The sequence below is a fragment of the Halarcobacter ebronensis genome (assembly GCF_013201825.1).
GTDB lineage: Bacteria > Campylobacterota > Campylobacteria > Campylobacterales > Arcobacteraceae > Halarcobacter > Halarcobacter ebronensis.
Genome location: NZ_CP053836.1, coordinates 2,404,850 through 2,424,719 on the forward strand (window position 1 = coordinate 2,404,850; position 19,870 = coordinate 2,424,719).

The window sequence follows — 19,870 nt, forward strand, 5'->3', positions numbered from 1 at the left end:
GTCCTTTTTTTAATGTTGATTCCAATCTTCCTTTTAATGTTTTTAATTGTTACAAATAAAGATAGATTTCAAAAATTCTTTTCTAAAGAGAGCCTAATTAAACTCTCTATTTCAAATAAAAATATGAATAAAACAACAAGAAATATATTATTATTTATCACTCTTATTTTAATGACTATAGCTTTAGCAAGACCTGTTATGAATGAAAAAGAGCAAAGCTTTAAACAAGAAGTTGCTTCTATTGTTGTGGCAATTGATGTATCAAAATCAATGCTTGCAACTGATGTATATCCAAACAGATTAGCCTTCGCAAAACAAAAACTATTAAATCTAATAGAACTCTCAAAGAAAAATGCCCTAGCTGTAACTCTTTTTGGGAAAAACTCTTTTATATTATCCCCTGTCACTCAAGATTTTAACTCCCTGAAAATCTTAGTTGAAAACTTAAATACAGGATTAAATTTTGACAATGGTTCAAATATTTTTTCAGCTTTAGAGACAACAAATAAACTTTTAAAAGATTATAAAAACAAAAATCTGATTTTGTTAACAGATGGTGGAAATAATCAATCTTATGAAAAAGAGATAGAGTATGCAAAACAAAATAGTATTAATATCTATACTATAGCTATAGGAACAAAAAAACCAGCACCAATAAAACTTGAAGATGGAAATTTTTTAACAAAAGAGGATGGTTCAATTATAACTGTAACTTTAAATGAAAATATAAAAAATTTAAGTCTTAGTACCAATGGGGGTTATATTGAGTCTTCAAACTCTAATGATGATATAAAACAAATATTAGCTGATATAGACGCAAAATCTTCAAAAAAAGAGTTAGAATCAAAAAAATTCAAGACCTATACTGAACTTTTTTATTATCCTTTGGCTTTTGCAATTTTTATACTTTTTATTGCTTTTTCTTCTCTTCCAAATTTAAAAAGAAGATCTTTGAAAACTCTTTTAACCTTTTTCCTTCTTGCAAATTTCACACAACAGAGCAAAGCTTTTGAGTTTGATTTTAAAAATATTGAAAAAGCAAATAAGTATTATGAAAATAAAGATTATAAAAATGCCATAAAGGAGTATGAAAAAATTGCTAAAACTCCAGAAGCAAAATATAATTTAGCAAACTCTTACTATAAAAACAATGAATATGACAAGGCTTTAAAAACATATAAAGAGGTAGTTAGTTCAAATAAAGAATTAGAGTATAAAAAACTTCACAATCTAGGTAACACTTATGTTAAATTAAATGATTTACAAAATGCAAAAAAGATGTATGAAAATGCTTTAAAAATCAAAGAAGATAAAGAGACCAAAGAGAACTTAAAAAAAGTAGAAGAGGCTTTGAACAAAAAAGAGAATAAACAAAACAAACCTGAAAATCAAAATAACAAAGATGATAAAAACAAAGAACAAGAGCAGAACAAAGACTCTCAAAAACAGAACAAAGATTCACAAGAGCAAAAAGAGAATAAACAAAATAGCAATAAAGAACAAAAAAACAAAGAAGATAAAGAGAAAGAGTCTAATAAAAATCAACAAATAAATAAAACTCAAAAAGAGAATTTAGAGCAAACTGCAAAAGAACCAAAAAAAATAAGTGATTTGGAAGAGAAAAAATGGTTAGAAGAGCTTCAAAAACAAAAGACTCCTGTACTATTAAAAAAGGTTGAGACAAAGAGTGAAGATAACTCTTCAACTCCTTGGTAGAATTAGTAATTTTGAGATTTTCTCATCTGCATTAGCTCTTTTTGAACTGAAATATTTATATTTTCATCAGCTTCAAAATTAAGAGCATAATTTCTTCCATCATAATCAACAGAGTTAAGAATAATCTTCATAGCTTCAAGTCTTGCTAGATGTTTGTCATCACTTCTTACAACATGCCAAGGTGCTGCTCTTGAAGAAGTTCTTCTTAACATTTCATATTTTTTTTCAGAGAATTCTGCCCACAAGTCTTGTGCTTGCATATCAACTTCTGAAAATTTCCATTGTCTTAATGGGTCATTTATTCTTCTATCAAATCTTCTTTTTTGTTCATCTTTTGAAACAGAGAAATATAGTTTAATTAGAATCATTCCTTGTCTAACTAAATCTTGTTCAAAATTTACAACATCTTCCATAAAAATTTCATACTCTTCTTTTGTACAAAATCCAAAGATTGGCTCTACCATAGCTCTGTTATACCAGCTTCTATCAAACAAAACTATCTCTCCACCTGTTGGGAAATGTTGGATATATCTTTGAAAAAACCACTGATTTTTTTGTGTATCTGTTGGTTTACCAAGAGCAACAACTCTATAGTGTTTGTTATTCATATATCTAGTGATTCGTCTAATTGCTCCACCTTTTCCTGAAGCATCTCTACCTTCAAAAAGAATAATCATTCTTAAGTTTTGTGCTTCAAGATAGTTTTGAAGTTTAATAAGCTCAATTTGATACTGTTTTAACTCTTCTAAATCATATATTTTTTGAATACCATCTTTTAGAACTTGAGGATCAACATCTTTAAAATCACCTAAAATTGATTTTAGTGCTTTATTCTCCTCCATAAGTTTTTGATTTTTTTCCACATCTATAGGCGAACTATTTTTTAGCTTTTGTGTTGGAATCTCTTCCTCAGGAGTATTTACAATAGAGTCTCTAAACTTTTGCAACAGAGTCAATGCAGCTTTTTTTGTCAAATTATCTTTTTTTGTATATCCCAAAACTTTAACATATCTTTTTTTATCATATTGAAATCTTGCAATATATTTTTTACCAAATGCAGGATGTGCAGCTTTTGATATATACAATCCACTATAATTTGTTTTTTCAAAATCACTTAAATTCATTTTCTCTTAGGCCTTTTCAAATTTATTTTTTTGTTCCATATTTGCTAATTCTTCTTTTCCCGTACACAAAATAGTTCTATCTATTTTCATCTCATGTCCCATCTCTTTGTTTGGGTACTCAACTTGAGAAAGAATATGTCTAATGCAGTTCAATCTTGCACTTTTTTTATTATCACTTTTGATAATTATCCAAGGTGCAGGTTCAGTATTTGATGACATAAGCATCGAAAACTTTGCAATAGTATATTTATCCCATAGTGTTTGTGATTCTTTATCAACAGGAGATAATTTATACTGTTTTAATGGATCAATTTCTCTTTTTTTAAATCTTCTAGCTTGCTCTTTTTTTGAGACAGAAAAATAGTATTTAAGCAAAATTATTCCCGATTTGACTAACATGTTTTCAAACTCAGGAACTTCTCTTAAAAACTCATGGTGTTCTTCTGAGGTACAAAATCCCATAACAGGTTCAACCCCTGCTCTATTGTACCAACTTCTATCAAACAAAACTATCTCGCCCGCACTTGGAAGATGCTCAGTATATCTTTGAAAATACCACTGGGTTTTTTCCACATCACTAGGTTTTTCTAGAGCAACTACCCTTGCACCTCTGGGATTTAGATGTTCAGTGATTCTTTTAATTGTACCACCTTTACCTGCTGCATCTCTTCCTTCAAAAAGCATCAAAACCTTAAGACCTTGGTCCTTTACATGGTTTTGAAATTTCAAAAGTTCAATTTGAAGTAGTGTCAACTCTCTTTCATACTCAAGAGTCTCTTTTTTTACCCAAATTTGAACTTTTTTACCTTTCTCTTGAAGGATTTTTCTCTCTCTTGCATAGTTTTTTGGTGTATGGATCTCATCTTCGTGAGTATCTATCTCTTCACCATCGTCAAATTCACTCTTTATGATAGCTCTATCTTGTCCCATCATCGCAAGAATCCTTTATGAAAGTCTAGATTTGTAGTCATTATATCCAAAATCTTTTACAATTTGGTAACACTCTTCGTTTAGTTTTAATACAATAGATGGTAACTTAATTCCATTAAAAGTAGTAGTCTTTACCATTGTATAATGTATCATATCTTCTAAAATAATTTTATCGCCTACTTTTAAAGGTTCATCAAATGAATAATCTCCGATAATATCACCAGCAAGACAAGTATTCCCACCTAATCTATAAGTGTGTAGTTTTACACCTGGAATATTAGTATTTCTTATCTCTGCTCTATAAGGCATTGCTAAAGTATCTGGCATATGTGCTTCAGCTGAAGTATCTAAGATGGCTATTGGCATTTGATTTTTAATAATATCTAACACAGTAGCCACTAAGTAACCTGTTTTCCAGCCCACTGCTTCACCTGGCTCCATATATACTTCTAAATGAGGATATCTACTTTTAAAATCTTTTAAAAGAGAGATTAAACCTTCAACATCATAGTCAGCCCTTGTAATATGGTGTCCTCCACCAAAGTTCACCCATTTCATTTGAGCTAAAAGATCTCCAAATCTCTCTTCAAAGTTTTTTAAAGCCCCTTGAAGTGCATCAACATTTTGTTCGCAAAGTGCATGAAAATGAAGACCATCAACATCTGCAAGATTATCTTCTTGGAAATTCTCTTTTGTAATTCCAAGTCTTGAAAAAGCACCACAAGGGTTATAAAGATCAACTTCAACAGAAGAGTACTCTGGATTTACCCTAAGTCCTATAGATGTTTTACCTTTTGCTTTTTCTCTATATCTATTTAGTTGATTAAAAGAGTTAAATACCACATGGTTTGAAATCTCTATAATCTCATCTATCTCTTCATCTTTAAAAGCTGGAGAGTAAGTATGAACCTCTTTTTTGAACTCTTCTTTTGCTAAAAGAGCTTCATGTAAACCACTTGCACAACACCCTTTTAGAAAGTCTTTACAAATATCAAAAGTTGACCAAAGTGCAAAACCTTTTAAAGCTAAAAGAATATTTACCCCTGTCTCATCTTGAACTCTTTTAAGAAGCTCTAAATTCTTTTTTAAAAGTTCAACTTCACAAACAAAAGCAGGACTTGGAAGCTCTTCTACACTCTTTACCGTATTACTCTTCATCATATGGCTCAAAATCTTCTTTTCCTACACCACAATCTGGACATGACCAATCCTCTGGTAAATCTTCAAATGGTGTTCCTGGCTCAATTCCACTATCTTCATCACCTAATGCTGGATCATATATATAATCACAAATCGTACAGATATATTTTTGCATGAATACTCCTTTAAAAGTGGAAACCACTTTTAAAGGAATCCACTTCTTTTATAATTTCTTTCAACAAAATAGCGAAGCTATCTTTAAAGAAACAAACTCTAAAGAGAACAACTAGTTGTTCTTAATAAATGGTTCCCATTTTAAAGGAATCCACTTCTTCTATAATTTCTTTCAACAAAATAGCGAAGCTATCAAACTATTAACTATTCCACATTAAAACTGTAGAATAGTTATATTTTAGCAAATTCAAGGCTTGAAAAATTTTTTGAGAGGAGTTTACATAAAAGTAAATGACTCTCAATAAAATTTTTTGTAAACGAAGAATTTACAAAATAGAACTATTCTAGCTCTAATATTTTCCAAGGAAGCCCCTGAGTCATCAACTCATCCATAAATGGTTTAGCATCAAACTCTTCTATATTGAATACTCCCTTACCATCCCAAATACCTTTATAAAGCATTTTTGTTCCAATCATTGCAGGAACTCCTGTAGTATAACTAACTGCTTGAGCTCCTGTCTCTTTATAACACTCTTGATGGTCACAAACATTATAGATGTAGATTTTTTTCTTTTTACCATCTTTTAAACCTTCAATAATACAACCAATATTTGTTTTACCAACTGTTCTAGGACCCAAGCTTGCAGGATCTGGTAAAAGTGTAGTTAAAAACTCAATTGGAATAATCTCTACACCTTTGTGCATTACTGGTTCAATTCCCAACATTCCCACATTTTGTAGGCAGTTCATATGTTGGATATAAGAATCACCAAAAGTCATAAAGAATCTAATTCTTTTTAGTCCTTTAATATTTTTTGATAATGACTCTAACTCTTCATGGTATAGTAAATATGAAGGTTTTACTCCAACTTCTGGATAATCATGCTCAACTCTTATTTCCAATGGTTTAGTCTCAATCCATTTTCCATCTTCCCAGTATCTACCATTTGCAGATACTTCTCTTAAGTTGATTTCTGGATTAAAGTTTGTTGCAAAAGGGTATCCATGGTCACCTGCATTACAATCCATAATGTCTATATAATGAATCTCATCAAATAGATTTTGTTGAGCATAAGCACAATAAACTCCTGTAACACCTGGGTCAAAACCACTTCCTAAAAGTGCTTTAATTCCAGCTTCTTCAAACTGTTCATCCCTAGCCCATTGAAGTTTGTACTCAAATTTAGCTTCATCTGGGTGCTCATAGTTTGCAGTATCCACATAATCAACTTTACATTTTGTACAAGCATCCATAATTGTTAAATCTTGATACGGAAGTGCCACATTTAAAACAACTTTTGGATTAAGTTTGTTGATTAACTCTACTAAACTATCCACGCTGTCTGCGTCAACTTGTGCAACACCAATCTCAACACCTTGGTTCTTTTTAATATCTGCAGCGATTGCTTCGCACTTTGATAAAGTTCTAGAAGCTAGTGTTATTTTTTCGAATGTATCAATATTCATAGCACACTTAACTGTGGCAACTCTACTTACTCCACCCGCACCGATTATTAAAATACCTTTTTTATCCATTAAAATCTCCAATAAAAATATCAATATTATAAGATTAGTTTTGTAAAAAAGTGGTAAATTTTGTTACTACTTGTGTCTCTAATTTGTAACCACTTGAAAATGGCTTCCAATAAAAACACTTGAAAAACAATTTTTCTTTTGATATAATTCGCACCTGTCTTCACACTGGGGGTGACTTGGTATCGATTAGAGCAGTGAGGATCAGTTGCATGTCGGCCTGAGCATGCCGTTACGCGGCTCATTTTTTTTAGACGCAAACAATACAAATTACGCTCCAGCTTACGCAAAAGCTGCGTAAGTTTAACAACTTATAGGACTCGCCTAACGGCTTGAGACCTCGGAGGTTCACTCAGTAGATTCTATCTATGCTGATTATAGTGGATTCACCCAGATAGATTATCTTAAAAGGATTGATTGACCTTTTTTGAGACATTTTAAATCTTAGCTTTTTAGTTGCCTTGCGAGTTGTGCTGCTAGAAAGTGAAATTTTACAACTCCTCTAAACATGTAGACGCTGGTAGTAATTGTTTTAAGACTCCGGTTCAATCCCGGACACCTCCACCATATTTCAGAAAAATTACAAAAACTTTTAATAGGATTGTGCTCACTGAGAGTGGCACAAATAATCTTGCATTTTTTTCAAAGATTTCAACAATAAAACCTATGGTTTTATAATCTCTATTGTGCACACGCTTATTACTTTTTGGTGTCAAAAAGTAATAAAGCGCTACTCTCGAAGAGAGAGCAAGAGAATCTACAAGCTTTAGCTTTTAGTAAAAGAGGTCATTACTCTATAAAGTATGAAAAAAATTTAACTTCCTTTTGGATTGTGAGTAACTGAACTAAGAATATAATCTACAATACCTAAATTATTAATTTTATCAAAAGCTATAAATACCATTGAAATCACAATTGCAAACAATAAACTTAACATCGAACCTATTAAAAAATATTCAGCCTTGATTTGTTTATCTATCTCTTTATATCTAGCAATAGTTTTAAACACAATAACAATAGATATTAACGTCCAATTTTGAGATACTACCCCTATAAAATATAATATTCTTTCAATAAAACCTATAATTCTAGAATTGTTATCTACTTCTATATCACTATTTTTATCTAATGGTTTAACTGTTTCAATAATCTCTTCTATGATTGTCTCAGTAGATGTAGAGTTGTTAGTTATTATTTTCTTTATTTTTGTTTGATTTTCAGATTTTTCTGAACTTGTATTAGTTTTTATTTTCAATATTATATTTTCTATAAAGTCATTGACACAATACAATAACACTAAACTTGTAGAAAATAGAAAAATAATAGAAAAAAATCTATTTAAACCGATATCAAAACATTTAGATACAAGAGTAAATATAACAATTGATAAAAAAATAAATATAGATGATTTATTCAATACTATTTCCTCTCTCTAGATTTAAATCTTTAAAATAGGTCTTTTCTAATTTTTTAGTGTCATTTTCAAATGATAATTCTATATGCTCAAATATATTTGTCACTAAAATATATTTAGATCTCTCGGCAAAATAATATACTGCTCTTTGTTTTATATGCATTAACTCTTCTATCTCTTTTAAATTTTTATTTTGAACAACTTTATAATATAAAAAATCTTTTTGTTTATCTGTTAAGTTTGATAAACAATCTTCCAAAAGAGTTCCTATACTATTTAGCAATATAGTTTTATAAATTTCATCTTCAATATAAAAGCTGTATTTTTTTTCTTTTTTATCTAAAATTTCATTTATATTTGTTAATCCTGAGCCCAACATTCTAGAGTGGTCATTTTTATTTATTTCTCCAGAAATAGTTCCATAACCCAACGCAAAACGGCACTCTATATTTTTTGATAAAAATGAGATATCTAAATAAAAAAGCATCTGTAAAAGAGTCTTAATATCTTTCATTACAACTTGAAAATCATCTCCAACTTTAACTTCTAATTTTGAAAGAGTACTATTTTCAAATTTTTTCTGTGAATTAGAAATAATATCTATCATAATTTTTGACAATTCATTTGAATCAAATTTTCTACTATTTTTTATGTCACCCATTAATATAAAGTATCTACTCATTTTATCTCACTAATCTTTAGATTATAAAATAATACAATATATAATCTTAATATTGCATGTTTTAATATGCAATTTACACTTTTGCATCTTTTAATGTGCAATTTATACTTTTGCATGTTTTAATGTGCAATTGAACCTTCATTCTTCTTTCCAACCTCTGCAACTGCCGAAAAAATATAAAAGTATTTATGATAAGCGTGAGGAGTGTTTGAATAATAAAAAGAGACAAATTCTCTTTTTATTATGAGTTCCTCAACGCAATAAATATTTTTATATTTTTGAGGGGATTTGCTTTAGCAAATAGTGAAGCCGTTGGTAGTTTTTCTCAAAAAGAGTGCAAGCACAGGCAATACTTTTTTCTATAAAAAAGTATTAAGCGCTACGCTTTGCAAAAGAGTACAAGAGAACTTGTGCAACACAAAGTGTGCACAAAAAAACATGAAAAACCATTTAAAATAATCCCTAAAAACACAAAAAAATTATTCAAAAAAGAAAAATCATACCTTTTTTGTCTTATTTTACAAAAAAATAAATCTTTTTTTAAAAAATATACAAATTTTATATAAAAAATAATACTATTTAAAGCCCTTTAAAACAACCATTTATAGGATAAATAAATTAAAAATAACCAAAAAGTATCTTCAAAAGTAAATATTATAAATATTTTTTATTACTATTAAAATACTCTCTTCTTTTATACTTTCAAAATATCTTATAAAAGGATTTATAATGAGTAATAAAACATATTTAGAGTTGGCAAAAGAGCAATTGACTTCGCCATTAGACTACATTTTAAATAGTGCAAAAAGATTGCAAATAACAAATTGTAAAGAGACAATCAATGCAATTGGTGAAGAGATAAAAATTGAAATAGATAATATTAATTTTCAAATAAATAATATCTCATATTTAGAGCAAATTGATCACTCAAAGTTAGAGTTAAAAAGAAACAGTGTTGATTTTGATAGATTGATTAATAAAGTCTTAGATGATATATTACATCTTACAAAAATTAGACAAATAAAGATTGAAATTGATAGTCATAAAAGCAATGAGTTCTCTTCTGATCTAAAGATGCTTTACACAATTTTAGTAAATCTTATTGCAAATGCAATAGAGTTTTCATACAATAACACAACAATTCATGTTGTACTTTTTGAAGGACATGACAACTTCAAATTTATTGTAAAAAATGATGGCAGAGGTATAAAAAATGAGATTTCAAATAAAATCTTTGACAAATTTTACCAGTCAAATGATAGAGTTATAAGAATTCAAAAGACTCAAGGATTGGGACTATTTGTAATAAAAAACTTAGTTGATTTCTTACAAGGTTCAATTGAGTTTGATTCAAAAGAGAATGGTACAACTATCTTTGAAATAACTCTTCCAAAACTTTAATTACAAGATAGGGATTCTCCCTATTTTGTAAACTTCTTAACCAATTTAACTTTCCCAAACTCTACACCTGGTTGGTCATAAGTATTTATTTCAAAAAATTGACCAACAGCTGAAGTTAGTAGTTCATAATACAAAATCAAACTTCCAATATTTTCTGGTGTGATTTTATCTAATGTTATACAATCAGCAGGAATATTTTCATCAATAATAGTTTCATAGGTTGCGTCACACTCTGCATTTAGAAGAGTGTTGAATTTATGTCCGTTTATATAATCAACTTTATCTAAAAAGTCTAGATTCAATTTTGGCACTTTTATAGGCTTTTTAAAATCCTCTATTTTTATAACTGTAACTGTTTTATTTTTTGGTCCTTGAATTATTAGCTGTAAAAATGAGTGTTGATCAACTGAACCTATTAAATGAATAGGTGTAAGTCCTACACTATTTCCAATTTTATCAATTTTCCCCAATGACTCTGCCCAAAGTTGCACATACCATTGGTTAAAATAAGTAAAAAGCGTTGAATAAGTAAACATTACATTTATTGGATACTGTTTTGCAACTTTTGAATAAAAATATGCCTTCTCTAAAAGTCTGTTCTCTTTTCCTTCAAAAAAAGAGTTTACATAAGCCATTGCCCCTTTTAAAAGACTATTTACATCAAAATTTGCTAAAGCTAAAGGCACTATCCCAACAGCTGAAAGTACTGAAAATCTACCTCCAACATTTAGTGGAATATTAAACTGTTTTATACTATTTTTTTCAGCAAGCATTGATAAAGCTGAACCATTATCTGTAATAGCTACAACCCTTTGCATATCACTTTTACTTTTGAAAGAGAGTTTATATTTTTCCATAATATATTTAAAAATAGAAGTTGTTTCAATAGTTGAACCAGACTTTGAAATCACTATAAACATAGCTCTATTTTTATTTATTTTTTTTAGTGTTCTTGTAATATCAAGTGGATCTACATTTTCAAGGAAATATAGCTTTTTATCTGTTTTGGTTTGATCTTTTAGTAGCTCATAAACTGCTTTTGTACCCAATGAAGAACCACCAATACCAATAACAACAATATCTTTTATTAAGTTCTCTTTTAAATACTCATTTGTTTTTTTATACTTTTCAACCTCTTCAAGTAAAGAGAAACCATTTTCAGGAAGATTGTAATATCCTATCTTACCAGAGCTCCTCTCCTTTTGCAGTGCCGAAAAACTCTTTTTTATACTCTCTTTAGCTTTTTTCCCTATTTTTGCATCAAACTTGTGTTCAAAATCTAGCATTGAATTTCCCCTTCTTTAAACTTTAATGCTGTTTATAGCTTCTTTGCAAAGAGATGTTATCTCTTCAAAGTTATTTATTATTATCTCATCTTTTGGAACAAACCATGTTCCACCTACACATAGTACATTCTTTAATATTAAAAAATCATTTAAATTATTTAAATTAACTCCACCTGTTGGGCAAAAGTTCATTTTTGGGAAAGGTCCTGCAAAAGCTTTTAATATCTCAACACCACCACTTAGCGTTGCAGGGAAAAGTTTGCAGTAAAAGATATTATTATTTTGAGCAAGCATAACTTCACTTGCTGTTGCAACACCTGGAATAAGAGTAATCTCCTCTTTTTTTGAAGCATTAATTAACTCTTGAGAAATTCCTGGAGAGAAAACAAATTTAGCCCCAGCTTTTTTTGCTTTTATCAAATCCTCTTCATTGCAAACTGTTCCTGCTCCAACATTCATAGATGGAAGCTCTTTTGATACTATTTCAATGGCTTTAAGACCAGCTGGTGTTCTAAGAGTTATCTCCATAATATTTACTCCACCCTTTTGTAAAGCCTTTGCCAAAGGTAGAGCATCTTTTTCATCTTCTAGCGCAATTACTGGAACAATAGGAGAAATCTCCATTATATCTCTTGCATTCATCCTCTCTCCTTACCTACTAAATCAAAGATTGAACCACCCTCTTCCGCACTTGAAATATTGGCTCTAATTGTTGAAAAGAGTTCTCTTCCAACCCCATATCTATTTTTTGACAAATCTAAATTTAAAAGCTCTCTTCTATTTAACTCCTCTTCTTCCACCAAAAGAGTAACTTCAGAGTTTTTTATATCAAATCTAATTTTATCCCCACTTTTTATTTTTGCTATTACTCCACCATTTGAAGCCTCTGGAACTAAATGAATAGCAGAAGGAACTTTCCCCGAAGCTCCTGACATTCTTCCATCTGTTAATATTGCTACTTTATAACCTTTATCTTGCAAAGCTCCAAGTGGTGGCATAAGTCCATGAAGTTCTGGCATCCCATTTGCTTTTGGACCTTGAAATCGTACAACTGCTATAAAATCTTTTTCAAGTTTTCCCTCTTTGAACTCTTTTTGAAGTTGTTCTTGTGATTCAAAAACAAGAGCAGGAGCTTCTATAAACATCTGTTCCTCTTTTAGAGCTGATGTTTTTATAATACTTCTTCCAATATTTCCTTTTAAGAGTTTAAGTCCACCCTCACTTGAAAAAGGTTTCTCTACACTTGAGACAACCTCTTCATCTCTTGATGTTTTAGCTCCATCTTCAAAAAGAAGATAACTACCTCTTAGTTTTGGTTCAACTATAAAGTTTCCTAAACCTTTACCAACTATTGTTTCAATGTCATTATGAACTAAACCACTATTTAAAAGCTGTGAAATAACCACACTCATTCCACCAGCTTCTCTGAAATGATTTACATCTGCACTTCCATTTGGATACATTTTACATAATAATGGAATAACCTTTGAAAGATCATCAAAATCATCCCAAGTTAGAACTATTCCAGCAGCCTTTGCCATGGCTATTAGATGAATGGTATGGTTACTAGAACCACCAGTTGCCATAAGACCTATAATTGCATTTATAAAACTCTTCTCATCTATAATATCTGCAATACTTATCTTCTTTTCAACTAAACTTAAAACTCTTTTTGCAGCTTCTTGGGTTAAAGCATCTCTTAAAGGAGTATTTGTATTAACAAAAGAGCTATTTGGAAGTTGTAAACCCATCATCTCCAAAAGCATTTGATTTGAGTTTGCTGTTCCATAAAAAGTGCAAGTTCCACTACTATGGTATGAAGCTGATTCAGCCTCTAAAAGCTTATCTTTCCCAATTTTCCCAAGAGCATACTCTTGTCTAATTTTTGCTTTTTGAGAGTTTGAAATACCTGAAGGCATAGGGCCAGCTGGAACAAAAATACCAGGAAGATGACCAAAAGTCAGAGCTCCTATTAATAATCCAGGCACAATTTTATCGCAAACGCCTAAATAAAAAGCTCCATCATAAACATTATGTGAAAGGGCAATTGCTGTACCCATTGCAATATTATCTCTACTAAACAAAGACAGCTCCATACCTGTTTGTGATTGGGTAACCCCATCACACATAGCTGGAACTCCACCTGCAACTTGTGCAGTTGCTCCATTATCCAAAAGTGTTCTTTTTAATAAAGAGGGATAAACACTATAAGGTTCATGGGCAGATAACATATCATTGTATGCTGTTACAATTGCAATATTTGGAGCTTGCATTGCTGTCATAAATTTTTTTTCGCTGCTTCTTAGAGGAGCAATTGCATGGGCTAAATTACTGCAACCTACCCTTTGTCTATTTGTTCCACTCTTTTTTGCTTCACTTACTCTATTTAGGTAAATCTCTCTACTACTTTTTGAACGTTCAATAACCCTGTTTGTTACATTTTCAACTACTCTATTCATGCGTAATATACCTCTACCTCAGAATCAGTGTTGTTTAGTACTGCACTGATTGGATTTTTTAATATATCATTTGACTTTGAAGCCTCTTCATAAACCTTTAACTTCTCTTTTCCCTCAATATGAAGGATAATATTTTTAGCACTTAAAATTGCACCTAATGTTAGACTCATTCTTTTATGGGGTGCATCATTTGGTGTTATTGCTATACATAAACTGTTGTTTTCTAAATCATAAGCCTCTTTTAGTTTTTTATTATTTGGAAAGAGGGAAGCAGTATGGGAATCTGCACCCATACCCAAAACAACTAAATCAAAAGGATAAAGCATCTTTTTGTACTTATCTGAACAAACTATTTCACACTCATTTGGCTCTTTGTCATTAATATACATTCCCACAAAATTTGCTTTTGAAGCATTGTTTTGCATCAAATACTCTTTTACAAGTAATTCATTACTATCTTTATGCTCCTTTGGAACCCATCTTTCATCTACTAATCCAATATAAACACTCTCCCAAGGAATATCAAAAGTTGAAAGCTTCTTAAAAAATTCTTTGGGAGTATTTCCTCCTGATAAAAGAAGAGAAGTTTTACCTTTTTCATCAATTGCTTCTTGTAAAATCAAAGCAATATGAGAGGCTAATTCATCTGTTAACTGCTCCTTTGAAGGAAATTTTTTAAAATTATTCATCATTCCAACTTCTTCCATCATGGGCAATCATCTGTACTGCTGCTGTTGGTCCATCACTTCCTGCTGTATATTTTTTCATTGGAACCAAATTACTCTCCCAACCTTCTAAAATAGGGTCAGCCCATTTCCAAGCTGCTTCCACCTCATCAAGTCTCATAAATAGTGTTGGATTTGCTCTAATTACATCTAAAATAAGTCTCTCATAGGCATCTGGTTTTCTTTTGTCTGTGTGGGGAGCATTAAGTTCTAAATTTACCTCTTGAAGTTGCATTGTTTCACTAAGCCCTGGAATTTTATTCATAAGCCTAAGTTCAATACTCTCTTCAGGTTGAAGTTTAATTACCAATTTATTGTCAGCAATAGAACAGCAGTTGCTCTTTTCAAAAATTGAGTGAGGCATAGTTTTAAACTGGATTACAATTTCAGAGTTTCTTTTTTGCATCCTTTTCCCACTTCTTATATAAAAAGGAACTCCATTCCATCTCCAATTATCAATATCTACTCTCATTGCGGCATAGGTTTCAGTATTGCTTTGTTTTACTTCACCATCTAAATATCCAGAAACCAACTCACCCATAGATGAACCAGCTGTATATTGAGCTCTTACCGTTTTAGTTGCAATTTCAGCAGGAGTAATAGGTCTTAAAGTTTTTAAAACTTTTACTTTTTCATCCCTTGTATCATTTGCATCAAGAGAACATGGTGGCTCCATAGCTATTAAACAAAGAAGTTGCATAAGATGGTTTTGTATCATATCCCTTAGAGCTCCATACTCATTATAATAATCCCATCTTCCCTCAGCTCCAACACTCTCCGCAACTGTAATTTGTACATGGTCAATATGATTTGAACTCCATAAATGCATAAAAAGTCTATTTGAAAATCTCAAAGCCATAATATTTTGAACTGTATCTTTACCCAAGTAGTGGTCAATTCTATAGATTTGATCCTCTTTGAAATACTCCAATACTCTTTGATTTATTGCTTGAGAAGATTTCAAATCTTTCCCTAAAGGTTTTTCTAAAACAACCCTTGAATTTTCATTTATTAGATTGTATTCAAAAAGTTGTTGGCAAATATCTCCAAAAAATTTTGGTGAAGTTGAAAGATAATTTACCCTATCTCTATCATCGTATTCATCAAGAAGTTTTTGAAGTTTTTCATACCCTTGATTTTGGGCAAAATCAACAGTTACCAAAGTTAGTTTTTTTTCAAATCTAGAAAAGTCATCTTCATTGAAACTTTTAGTAGGCAAAAATTCTATTAGTTTCTCTTTTACTAAAGAGATATGCTCTTCATTTGAGATATCTCTTCTTGAAACAGTAATAACTCTACTATTCTCTCCTAAATATCCATCTTTGCAAAGGTGATATAAAGCAGGCATTAACTTTCTAAAGGCTAAATCCCCATGACCACCAAACAGAATAAAATCACATAAATTGTTTTTTGCACTCATCTTTATCACCTTATTTCTTTAGATGATTATAGGGAAAAAAAGTTACAAAATGATTATTTTTTGTTTTTTTTCTTCTCTAAATCATAAAAATAGTTTGTTGCTTCAACAAAACCATCAACTGATCCGCAATCAAATCTTGTTCCTTTGAATTTATAAGCTATTACCATACCTTTTTGAGCTTGTGTACATAAAGCATCTGTTATTTGAAGTTCCCCATTTTTACCTGGTTTTGTCTCTTTTATCACACTAAAAATATCTGGAGTTAAAATATATCGTCCAATTACAGCTAAGTTTGAAGGGGCTTTGTCTATATCTGGTTTTTCAACCATATTAGAGACCATATAAACTCCATCTTCTATTTTATTCCCTTCAATTACACCATATTTATTGACTTCAGCTGTTGGTACTTCCATACAAGCAACAACACAACATTTATATTTTTCATACAGCTTTACCATCTGTTTTAAGATTCCATCACCTTTTGAGTTTACACAAAGGTCATCTGCAAGTACAACTGCAAAAGGGTTTGCTTCTCCAACTAATACCCTTCCTTTATAAATTGCATCACCTAAACCTTTCATCTCATTTTGTCTAGTGTAAGTAAAAGTACATTTGTCGATAATATGTCTAATATCAGCAAGCATTTTCTCTTTGTCTGAACCTTGAATTTGGTGCTCTAACTCATAAGAGATATCAAAATGATCTGTAATTGCTCTTTTCCCTCTTCCTGTAATTATCGACATTATATTACATCCAGCTTCCATAGCCTCTTCAACACCATATTGAATAAGTGGTTTTGTAAGTATTGGCAACATCTCTTTTGGCATAGCCTTAGTTGCAGGTAAAAATCTAGTTCCATATCCCGCAGCTGGGAATAAGCATGCTTTTATCATATATATCTCCTTCTGTTTTTTAGATTTTACCTTTAAGCCACATAATTTGATATGGCTCTAAAGTAATCTCTCTTCTATCTTTAAAAGCTTCACTATTTGCAATTGTACAATTTGAAGTTAGAATATCAGATAAAGAACCTTTAATATTTTCAGGCAAAATACAAGTTACTACTTCTTCTGAAAAATTATGCAGAGCCACAACTCTTTCAACATCACCACAGCATTGCTGATCAATGGCAAAAATCCTATCATCTAAATCCAAAAATTCAAACTTGCCAAAGGGATTAAAAGCCTCTTCATTAATTCTAATAGAGATTAATCTCTTATATGAATCCAACATTCTTTTTGCCAGAGTTCCTTGGGTAGATAGCTCTTCTTCAAGCCAATCCATATTATATTTTTCTCTGTTTATTGCTCTGTTTATTCCTGAGTGCTTAACACCTTCATGATAATTTCTTGAACCAACTAGTGAATGAAAATAGATTCCAGGAACCCCTGGCATAACTAAAACTGTTGCTTGGGCAAGTAACATTCTTTTGAATCTTATAGTATCCTCTTCATCTGGATCACTTAAAGCATCTATATAACTACAATTTAATTCATATGGGGATTGACTTCCATCAGCCTCTGCTCTATATGAGACTAAACCTCCATGCCCCTTTACTCTTTCAACAAGATTAACAACCTCTTCATCACTTAAAATATCTTTTACAGGTCTAAGCCCTATTCCATCATGGCTTGCTGTAAAGTTAAAAAAACATACTTTATTGCTAGGCAGTGTTAAAGTTTTTGCCCAAGAGGTTAAAGTTCTTGTATTTCCTGTTAATATTGAGTGAACTAACAAAGGTGGTAAAGCAAAATTGTAAACCATTTGGGCTTCATCTGCTCCACTTCCAAAATATGAGACATTTTCATGGTGGGGAACATTTGTCTCTGTAATTATAATAACTTCAGGGGCAACTTCATGAAGAACTTCTCTCATTAGTTGTATTAACTCGTGAGTTTGGGGAAGATGAACACAAGTAGTCCCTAACTCTTTCCAAATAAAAGCTATTGCATCAAATCTAATTAGTGTTGCACCCTTTTCAATATAATAAAAAAGAGAATCAAGGACATTTCTTAAAACCCTATGGCTTTTGTAGTTTAAATCAACTTGGTCTTTACTAAAAGTTGTCCAAATATGTCTTATTTTTCCTTGTTCATCAGTAAACTCACTTAAAAGTGGTGTTGCTCTTGGTCTTGTAACCATACTTAAATCAATTGAAGGATCTACCTCTATAAAGTAATCTTGGAAATATCTATCATTTGCCAAATAGGCTTTAAACCAATCGGAGAACTGAGATACATGGTTAATCACCCCATCAACCATAAGTCTATAATCTCCTGCAATTTGCTCTATCTCTCTCCAAGAACCCATTCTAGGATCAACCGCATTATAACTTACAACTGAAAAACCATCATCTGAAGAAGAGGGATAAAAAGGCAAGATATGAATAGAATTAATTACTCCTTTTAGATGTTTATCCATAAACTCTTTTAGGGTTTGAAGTGAAGCTTCATGGTGTCTATTTACTTGATCTCCATAGGTTATTAAAATAATATCCTTTTCACTTAAGTGATACTCTTTTGATATAATCCTCTGCTTATATTTAAAAATCAAATCAATTATACTATTTACCGCTCTTTCCGCAATTTCTGGAGGGTAAAGCTTATGTATTCTTTTATTTATTATATGTTCTAAATCTGATATATGTTTCATGACTCATTATCCTTTTTAACATATTCATCAAACTTTCTAGAAAAATGTGACATAACAGATCGAACAGTAGTCCAAGATGAAAGAGATGGTATTCCCATTGGATCTTCATAGAACTCTTGGGCAGCCTCTTTTATGGCAATTTGAAAAGCCTCAACTGCTTTAATCTCTTTTTCTCTATTATATTTTAGTCCGTTTAATTTACTTAAGGCATTATATTTAGATATTTCAAATCTTGATTCTTGAAAATAGGTTGCAAGAAGGGTTTTAAATGAACTTTGAGAGAATACTACTCCCTCTTGAGCTAAAACTCTAAATAGTGTTTTTGCAATATCATTTGCCATTTTATAAATACCATCACAGCTTTCTTGACTTCCTAACTCTTGATGTTTATGTTCATAACTATCCATAATTTGAGTTTGGCATATTCTTCTATTTGAAGTGTTTTTATATATTTCACTTAAAGTTGAAACCTCTAAGCCCCAAGTGGGAGAGATTGTGATAGCCCGCCCAAGTGATCTTATAAAAGCAAACTCACCTGAGAGAGCATATCTAAAACTCTCCATATACTCTAAATATCTGTTTGAACCATAAACTTTAATAAGAGAGTTTATAAGAGGAGTGTATAGAAGTCTTGTTGCTCTTCCATGAAGCCTGTCTGTGACCCTTGAATAATAACCCTTGTTGAACTCAAAATCTAATGCAGGGTGAACAATAGGATAAAAAAGTCTTGCAGGAATCTCTTTTGAATAATTTACAATATCACAATCATGCAAGGCAAAAGCATAGGCATCTTTATCTGCCAAACCATAACCCATCATTGTCCAAACATTTCTCCCTTTTCCAGGAGTATCAAGTCCAGGAAACCCCTCTGTTGTCATCTCTTCATAAAGCTCTTTTATTCTAGGTCCATCATTCCAAAGAACATCAACTTTGCAAGGCAATACAGACATTAACTCTTTTACCTCATCAAACTGCTCTTTTGTAGCTTTATCAAGTCCTAAAATTATCTTATAAAGGTACTTTACGCTTTTTAATTCATTGATTATTTTGTGCATTGCAGGAGTTTCAAATTCAGAATACAAAGCAGGTAGCAAAAGTACCATTTTTCTTCTTTTACTATAATCTTCAAGCTCTTTTTCCATATCTTCAAGTTTTCTATTTCCTACGCTTTGAAGTGTTGTTATAACACCATTTTGAAAAAAATCTGACATATG

At 31.0% G+C, this 19,870-nt stretch carries 17 protein-coding genes and 1 other RNA gene; 3 read left to right on the forward strand and 15 right to left on the reverse strand.

Annotated features, from left to right (window positions below; genetic code table 11):
• The first annotated feature begins 36 nt into the window (after nucleotides 1-36).
• Nucleotides 37-1,716, forward strand: coding sequence for a VWA domain-containing protein (locus tag AEBR_RS11875; protein ID WP_164969459.1), 1,680 nt, complete (start codon nucleotides 37-39; stop codon nucleotides 1,714-1,716).
• A 2-nt stretch (nucleotides 1,717-1,718) separates the two neighbouring features.
• On the opposite strand, the gene ppk2 (AEBR_RS11880) is transcribed toward AEBR_RS11875, so the two are convergent.
• The 5 genes from ppk2 (AEBR_RS11880) to AEBR_RS11900 all read right to left on the reverse strand — a co-directional run bounded on the left by ppk2 (AEBR_RS11880) (nucleotide 1,719) and on the right by AEBR_RS11900 (nucleotide 6,620).
• The gene (gene ppk2 / locus AEBR_RS11880) at nucleotides 1,719-2,840 is read right to left on the reverse strand and encodes a polyphosphate kinase 2 (RefSeq protein ID WP_129086758.1); all 1,122 of its coding nucleotides are present in this window, start codon (nucleotides 2,838-2,840) and stop codon (nucleotides 1,719-1,721) included.
• Between the two features lie 6 nt (nucleotides 2,841-2,846).
• Complete coding sequence (ppk2, locus tag AEBR_RS11885) at nucleotides 2,847-3,770, reverse strand: polyphosphate kinase 2 (RefSeq protein WP_129086837.1); 924 nt, start codon at nucleotides 3,768-3,770, stop codon at nucleotides 2,847-2,849.
• Between the two features lie 15 nt (nucleotides 3,771-3,785).
• The gene (nspC, locus tag AEBR_RS11890) at nucleotides 3,786-4,928 is read right to left on the reverse strand and encodes a carboxynorspermidine decarboxylase (protein WP_129086759.1); all 1,143 of its coding nucleotides are present in this window, start codon (nucleotides 4,926-4,928) and stop codon (nucleotides 3,786-3,788) included.
• Nucleotides 4,918-5,085 (reverse strand): rubredoxin, encoded by a 168-nt coding sequence (rd, locus tag AEBR_RS11895; protein ID WP_129086760.1) that lies wholly within the window; start codon nucleotides 5,083-5,085, stop codon nucleotides 4,918-4,920. The genes nspC and rd overlap by 11 nt, the downstream gene beginning before the upstream one ends.
• Before the next feature lie 338 nt (nucleotides 5,086-5,423).
• A complete protein-coding gene (locus tag AEBR_RS11900) occupies nucleotides 5,424-6,620 on the reverse strand; it encodes a saccharopine dehydrogenase family protein (protein ID WP_129086761.1) in 1,197 nt (398 codons plus the stop codon).
• Between the two features lie 167 nt (nucleotides 6,621-6,787).
• Here AEBR_RS11900 and ssrA point away from each other — a divergent pair.
• Nucleotides 6,788-7,184, forward strand: a transfer-messenger RNA (tmRNA) gene (ssrA, locus tag AEBR_RS11905).
• A gap of 247 nt (nucleotides 7,185-7,431) precedes the next feature.
• On the opposite strand, the gene AEBR_RS11910 is transcribed toward ssrA, so the two are convergent.
• Both AEBR_RS11910 and AEBR_RS11915 read right to left on the reverse strand, forming a co-directional pair.
• Entirely contained in the window at nucleotides 7,432-7,872 is a 441-nt protein-coding gene (locus AEBR_RS11910; RefSeq protein ID WP_129086762.1) for a hypothetical protein, read from the reverse strand.
• Between the two features lie 154 nt (nucleotides 7,873-8,026).
• Nucleotides 8,027-8,713: a SatD family protein gene (locus AEBR_RS11915; protein WP_172658902.1), complete on the reverse strand. Its 687-nt coding sequence runs from the start codon at nucleotides 8,711-8,713 to the stop codon at nucleotides 8,027-8,029.
• Nucleotides 8,714-9,442: 729 nt separating this feature from the next.
• Between AEBR_RS11915 and AEBR_RS11920 the strand changes: the two genes are divergently transcribed.
• Nucleotides 9,443-10,114 carry a sensor histidine kinase gene (locus tag AEBR_RS11920; RefSeq protein WP_129086764.1) on the forward strand — a complete coding sequence of 224 codons (672 nt, stop codon included), beginning with the start codon at nucleotides 9,443-9,445 and terminating at the stop codon, nucleotides 10,112-10,114.
• 20 nt (nucleotides 10,115-10,134) lie between these two features.
• Here the strand turns inward: AEBR_RS11920 and AEBR_RS11925 are convergent, their stop codons facing one another.
• From AEBR_RS11925 to AEBR_RS11960, 8 genes are read right to left on the reverse strand one after another with little or no spacing between them, the layout of a single operon-like run.
• A complete protein-coding gene (locus tag AEBR_RS11925; RefSeq protein ID WP_129086765.1) occupies nucleotides 10,135-11,400 on the reverse strand; it encodes a glucose-6-phosphate isomerase in 1,266 nt (421 codons plus the stop codon).
• A 15-nt stretch (nucleotides 11,401-11,415) separates the two neighbouring features.
• The gene (eda, locus tag AEBR_RS11930; protein ID WP_129086766.1) at nucleotides 11,416-12,042 is read right to left on the reverse strand and encodes a bifunctional 4-hydroxy-2-oxoglutarate aldolase/2-dehydro-3-deoxy-phosphogluconate aldolase; all 627 of its coding nucleotides are present in this window, start codon (nucleotides 12,040-12,042) and stop codon (nucleotides 11,416-11,418) included.
• Nucleotides 12,039-13,859, reverse strand: coding sequence for a phosphogluconate dehydratase (gene edd / locus AEBR_RS11935; protein ID WP_129086767.1), 1,821 nt, complete (start codon nucleotides 13,857-13,859; stop codon nucleotides 12,039-12,041). The genes eda and edd overlap by 4 nt, the downstream gene beginning before the upstream one ends.
• Nucleotides 13,856-14,569, reverse strand: coding sequence for a 6-phosphogluconolactonase (gene pgl, locus AEBR_RS11940; protein WP_228712158.1), 714 nt, complete (start codon nucleotides 14,567-14,569; stop codon nucleotides 13,856-13,858). The genes edd and pgl overlap by 4 nt, the downstream gene beginning before the upstream one ends.
• Nucleotides 14,541-16,004 carry a glucose-6-phosphate dehydrogenase gene (gene zwf / locus AEBR_RS11945; RefSeq protein WP_129086769.1) on the reverse strand — a complete coding sequence of 488 codons (1,464 nt, stop codon included), beginning with the start codon at nucleotides 16,002-16,004 and terminating at the stop codon, nucleotides 14,541-14,543. Before zwf ends, pgl begins: the two co-directional genes overlap by 29 nt.
• A gap of 53 nt (nucleotides 16,005-16,057) precedes the next feature.
• Nucleotides 16,058-16,897: a UTP--glucose-1-phosphate uridylyltransferase GalU gene (gene galU / locus AEBR_RS11950; protein ID WP_129086770.1), complete on the reverse strand. Its 840-nt coding sequence runs from the start codon at nucleotides 16,895-16,897 to the stop codon at nucleotides 16,058-16,060.
• A gap of 19 nt (nucleotides 16,898-16,916) precedes the next feature.
• Nucleotides 16,917-18,656, reverse strand: a complete 1,740-nt coding sequence (locus AEBR_RS11955; RefSeq protein WP_129086771.1) for a sugar phosphorylase — start codon at nucleotides 18,654-18,656, stop codon at nucleotides 16,917-16,919.
• Complete coding sequence (locus tag AEBR_RS11960; RefSeq protein WP_128978804.1) at nucleotides 18,653-19,867, reverse strand: glycosyltransferase family protein; 1,215 nt, start codon at nucleotides 19,865-19,867, stop codon at nucleotides 18,653-18,655. Before AEBR_RS11960 ends, AEBR_RS11955 begins: the two co-directional genes overlap by 4 nt.
• Nucleotides 19,868-19,870: the final 3 nt, after the last annotated feature.

Excerpts from the sequence above, each read along its gene's own strand:
- AEBR_RS11875 (WP_164969459.1), top strand. The coding sequence starts at position 37 with ATGTTTTTAATTGTTACAAATAAAGATAGATTTCAAAAATTCTTTTCT.
- ppk2 (WP_129086758.1), bottom strand. The coding sequence starts at position 2,840 with ATGAATTTAAGTGATTTTGAAAAAACAAATTATAGTGGATTGTATATA.
- ppk2 (WP_129086837.1), bottom strand. The coding sequence starts at position 3,770 with ATGGGACAAGATAGAGCTATCATAAAGAGTGAATTTGACGATGGTGAA.
- nspC (WP_129086759.1), bottom strand. The coding sequence starts at position 4,928 with ATGAAGAGTAATACGGTAAAGAGTGTAGAAGAGCTTCCAAGTCCTGCT.
- rd (WP_129086760.1), bottom strand. The coding sequence starts at position 5,085 with ATGCAAAAATATATCTGTACGATTTGTGATTATATATATGATCCAGCA.
- AEBR_RS11900 (WP_129086761.1), bottom strand. The coding sequence starts at position 6,620 with ATGGATAAAAAAGGTATTTTAATAATCGGTGCGGGTGGAGTAAGTAGA.
- AEBR_RS11915 (WP_172658902.1), bottom strand. The coding sequence starts at position 8,713 with ATGAGTAGATACTTTATATTAATGGGTGACATAAAAAATAGTAGAAAA.
- AEBR_RS11920 (WP_129086764.1), top strand. The coding sequence starts at position 9,443 with ATGAGTAATAAAACATATTTAGAGTTGGCAAAAGAGCAATTGACTTCG.
- AEBR_RS11925 (WP_129086765.1), bottom strand. The coding sequence starts at position 11,400 with ATGCTAGATTTTGAACACAAGTTTGATGCAAAAATAGGGAAAAAAGCT.
- eda (WP_129086766.1), bottom strand. The coding sequence starts at position 12,042 with ATGAATGCAAGAGATATAATGGAGATTTCTCCTATTGTTCCAGTAATT.
- edd (WP_129086767.1), bottom strand. The coding sequence starts at position 13,859 with ATGAATAGAGTAGTTGAAAATGTAACAAACAGGGTTATTGAACGTTCA.
- pgl (WP_228712158.1), bottom strand. The coding sequence starts at position 14,569 with ATGATGGAAGAAGTTGGAATGATGAATAATTTTAAAAAATTTCCTTCA.
- zwf (WP_129086769.1), bottom strand. The coding sequence starts at position 16,004 with ATGAGTGCAAAAAACAATTTATGTGATTTTATTCTGTTTGGTGGTCAT.
- galU (WP_129086770.1), bottom strand. The coding sequence starts at position 16,897 with ATGATAAAAGCATGCTTATTCCCAGCTGCGGGATATGGAACTAGATTT.
- AEBR_RS11955 (WP_129086771.1), bottom strand. The coding sequence starts at position 18,656 with ATGAAACATATATCAGATTTAGAACATATAATAAATAAAAGAATACAT.
- AEBR_RS11960 (WP_128978804.1), bottom strand. The coding sequence starts at position 19,867 with ATGTCAGATTTTTTTCAAAATGGTGTTATAACAACACTTCAAAGCGTA.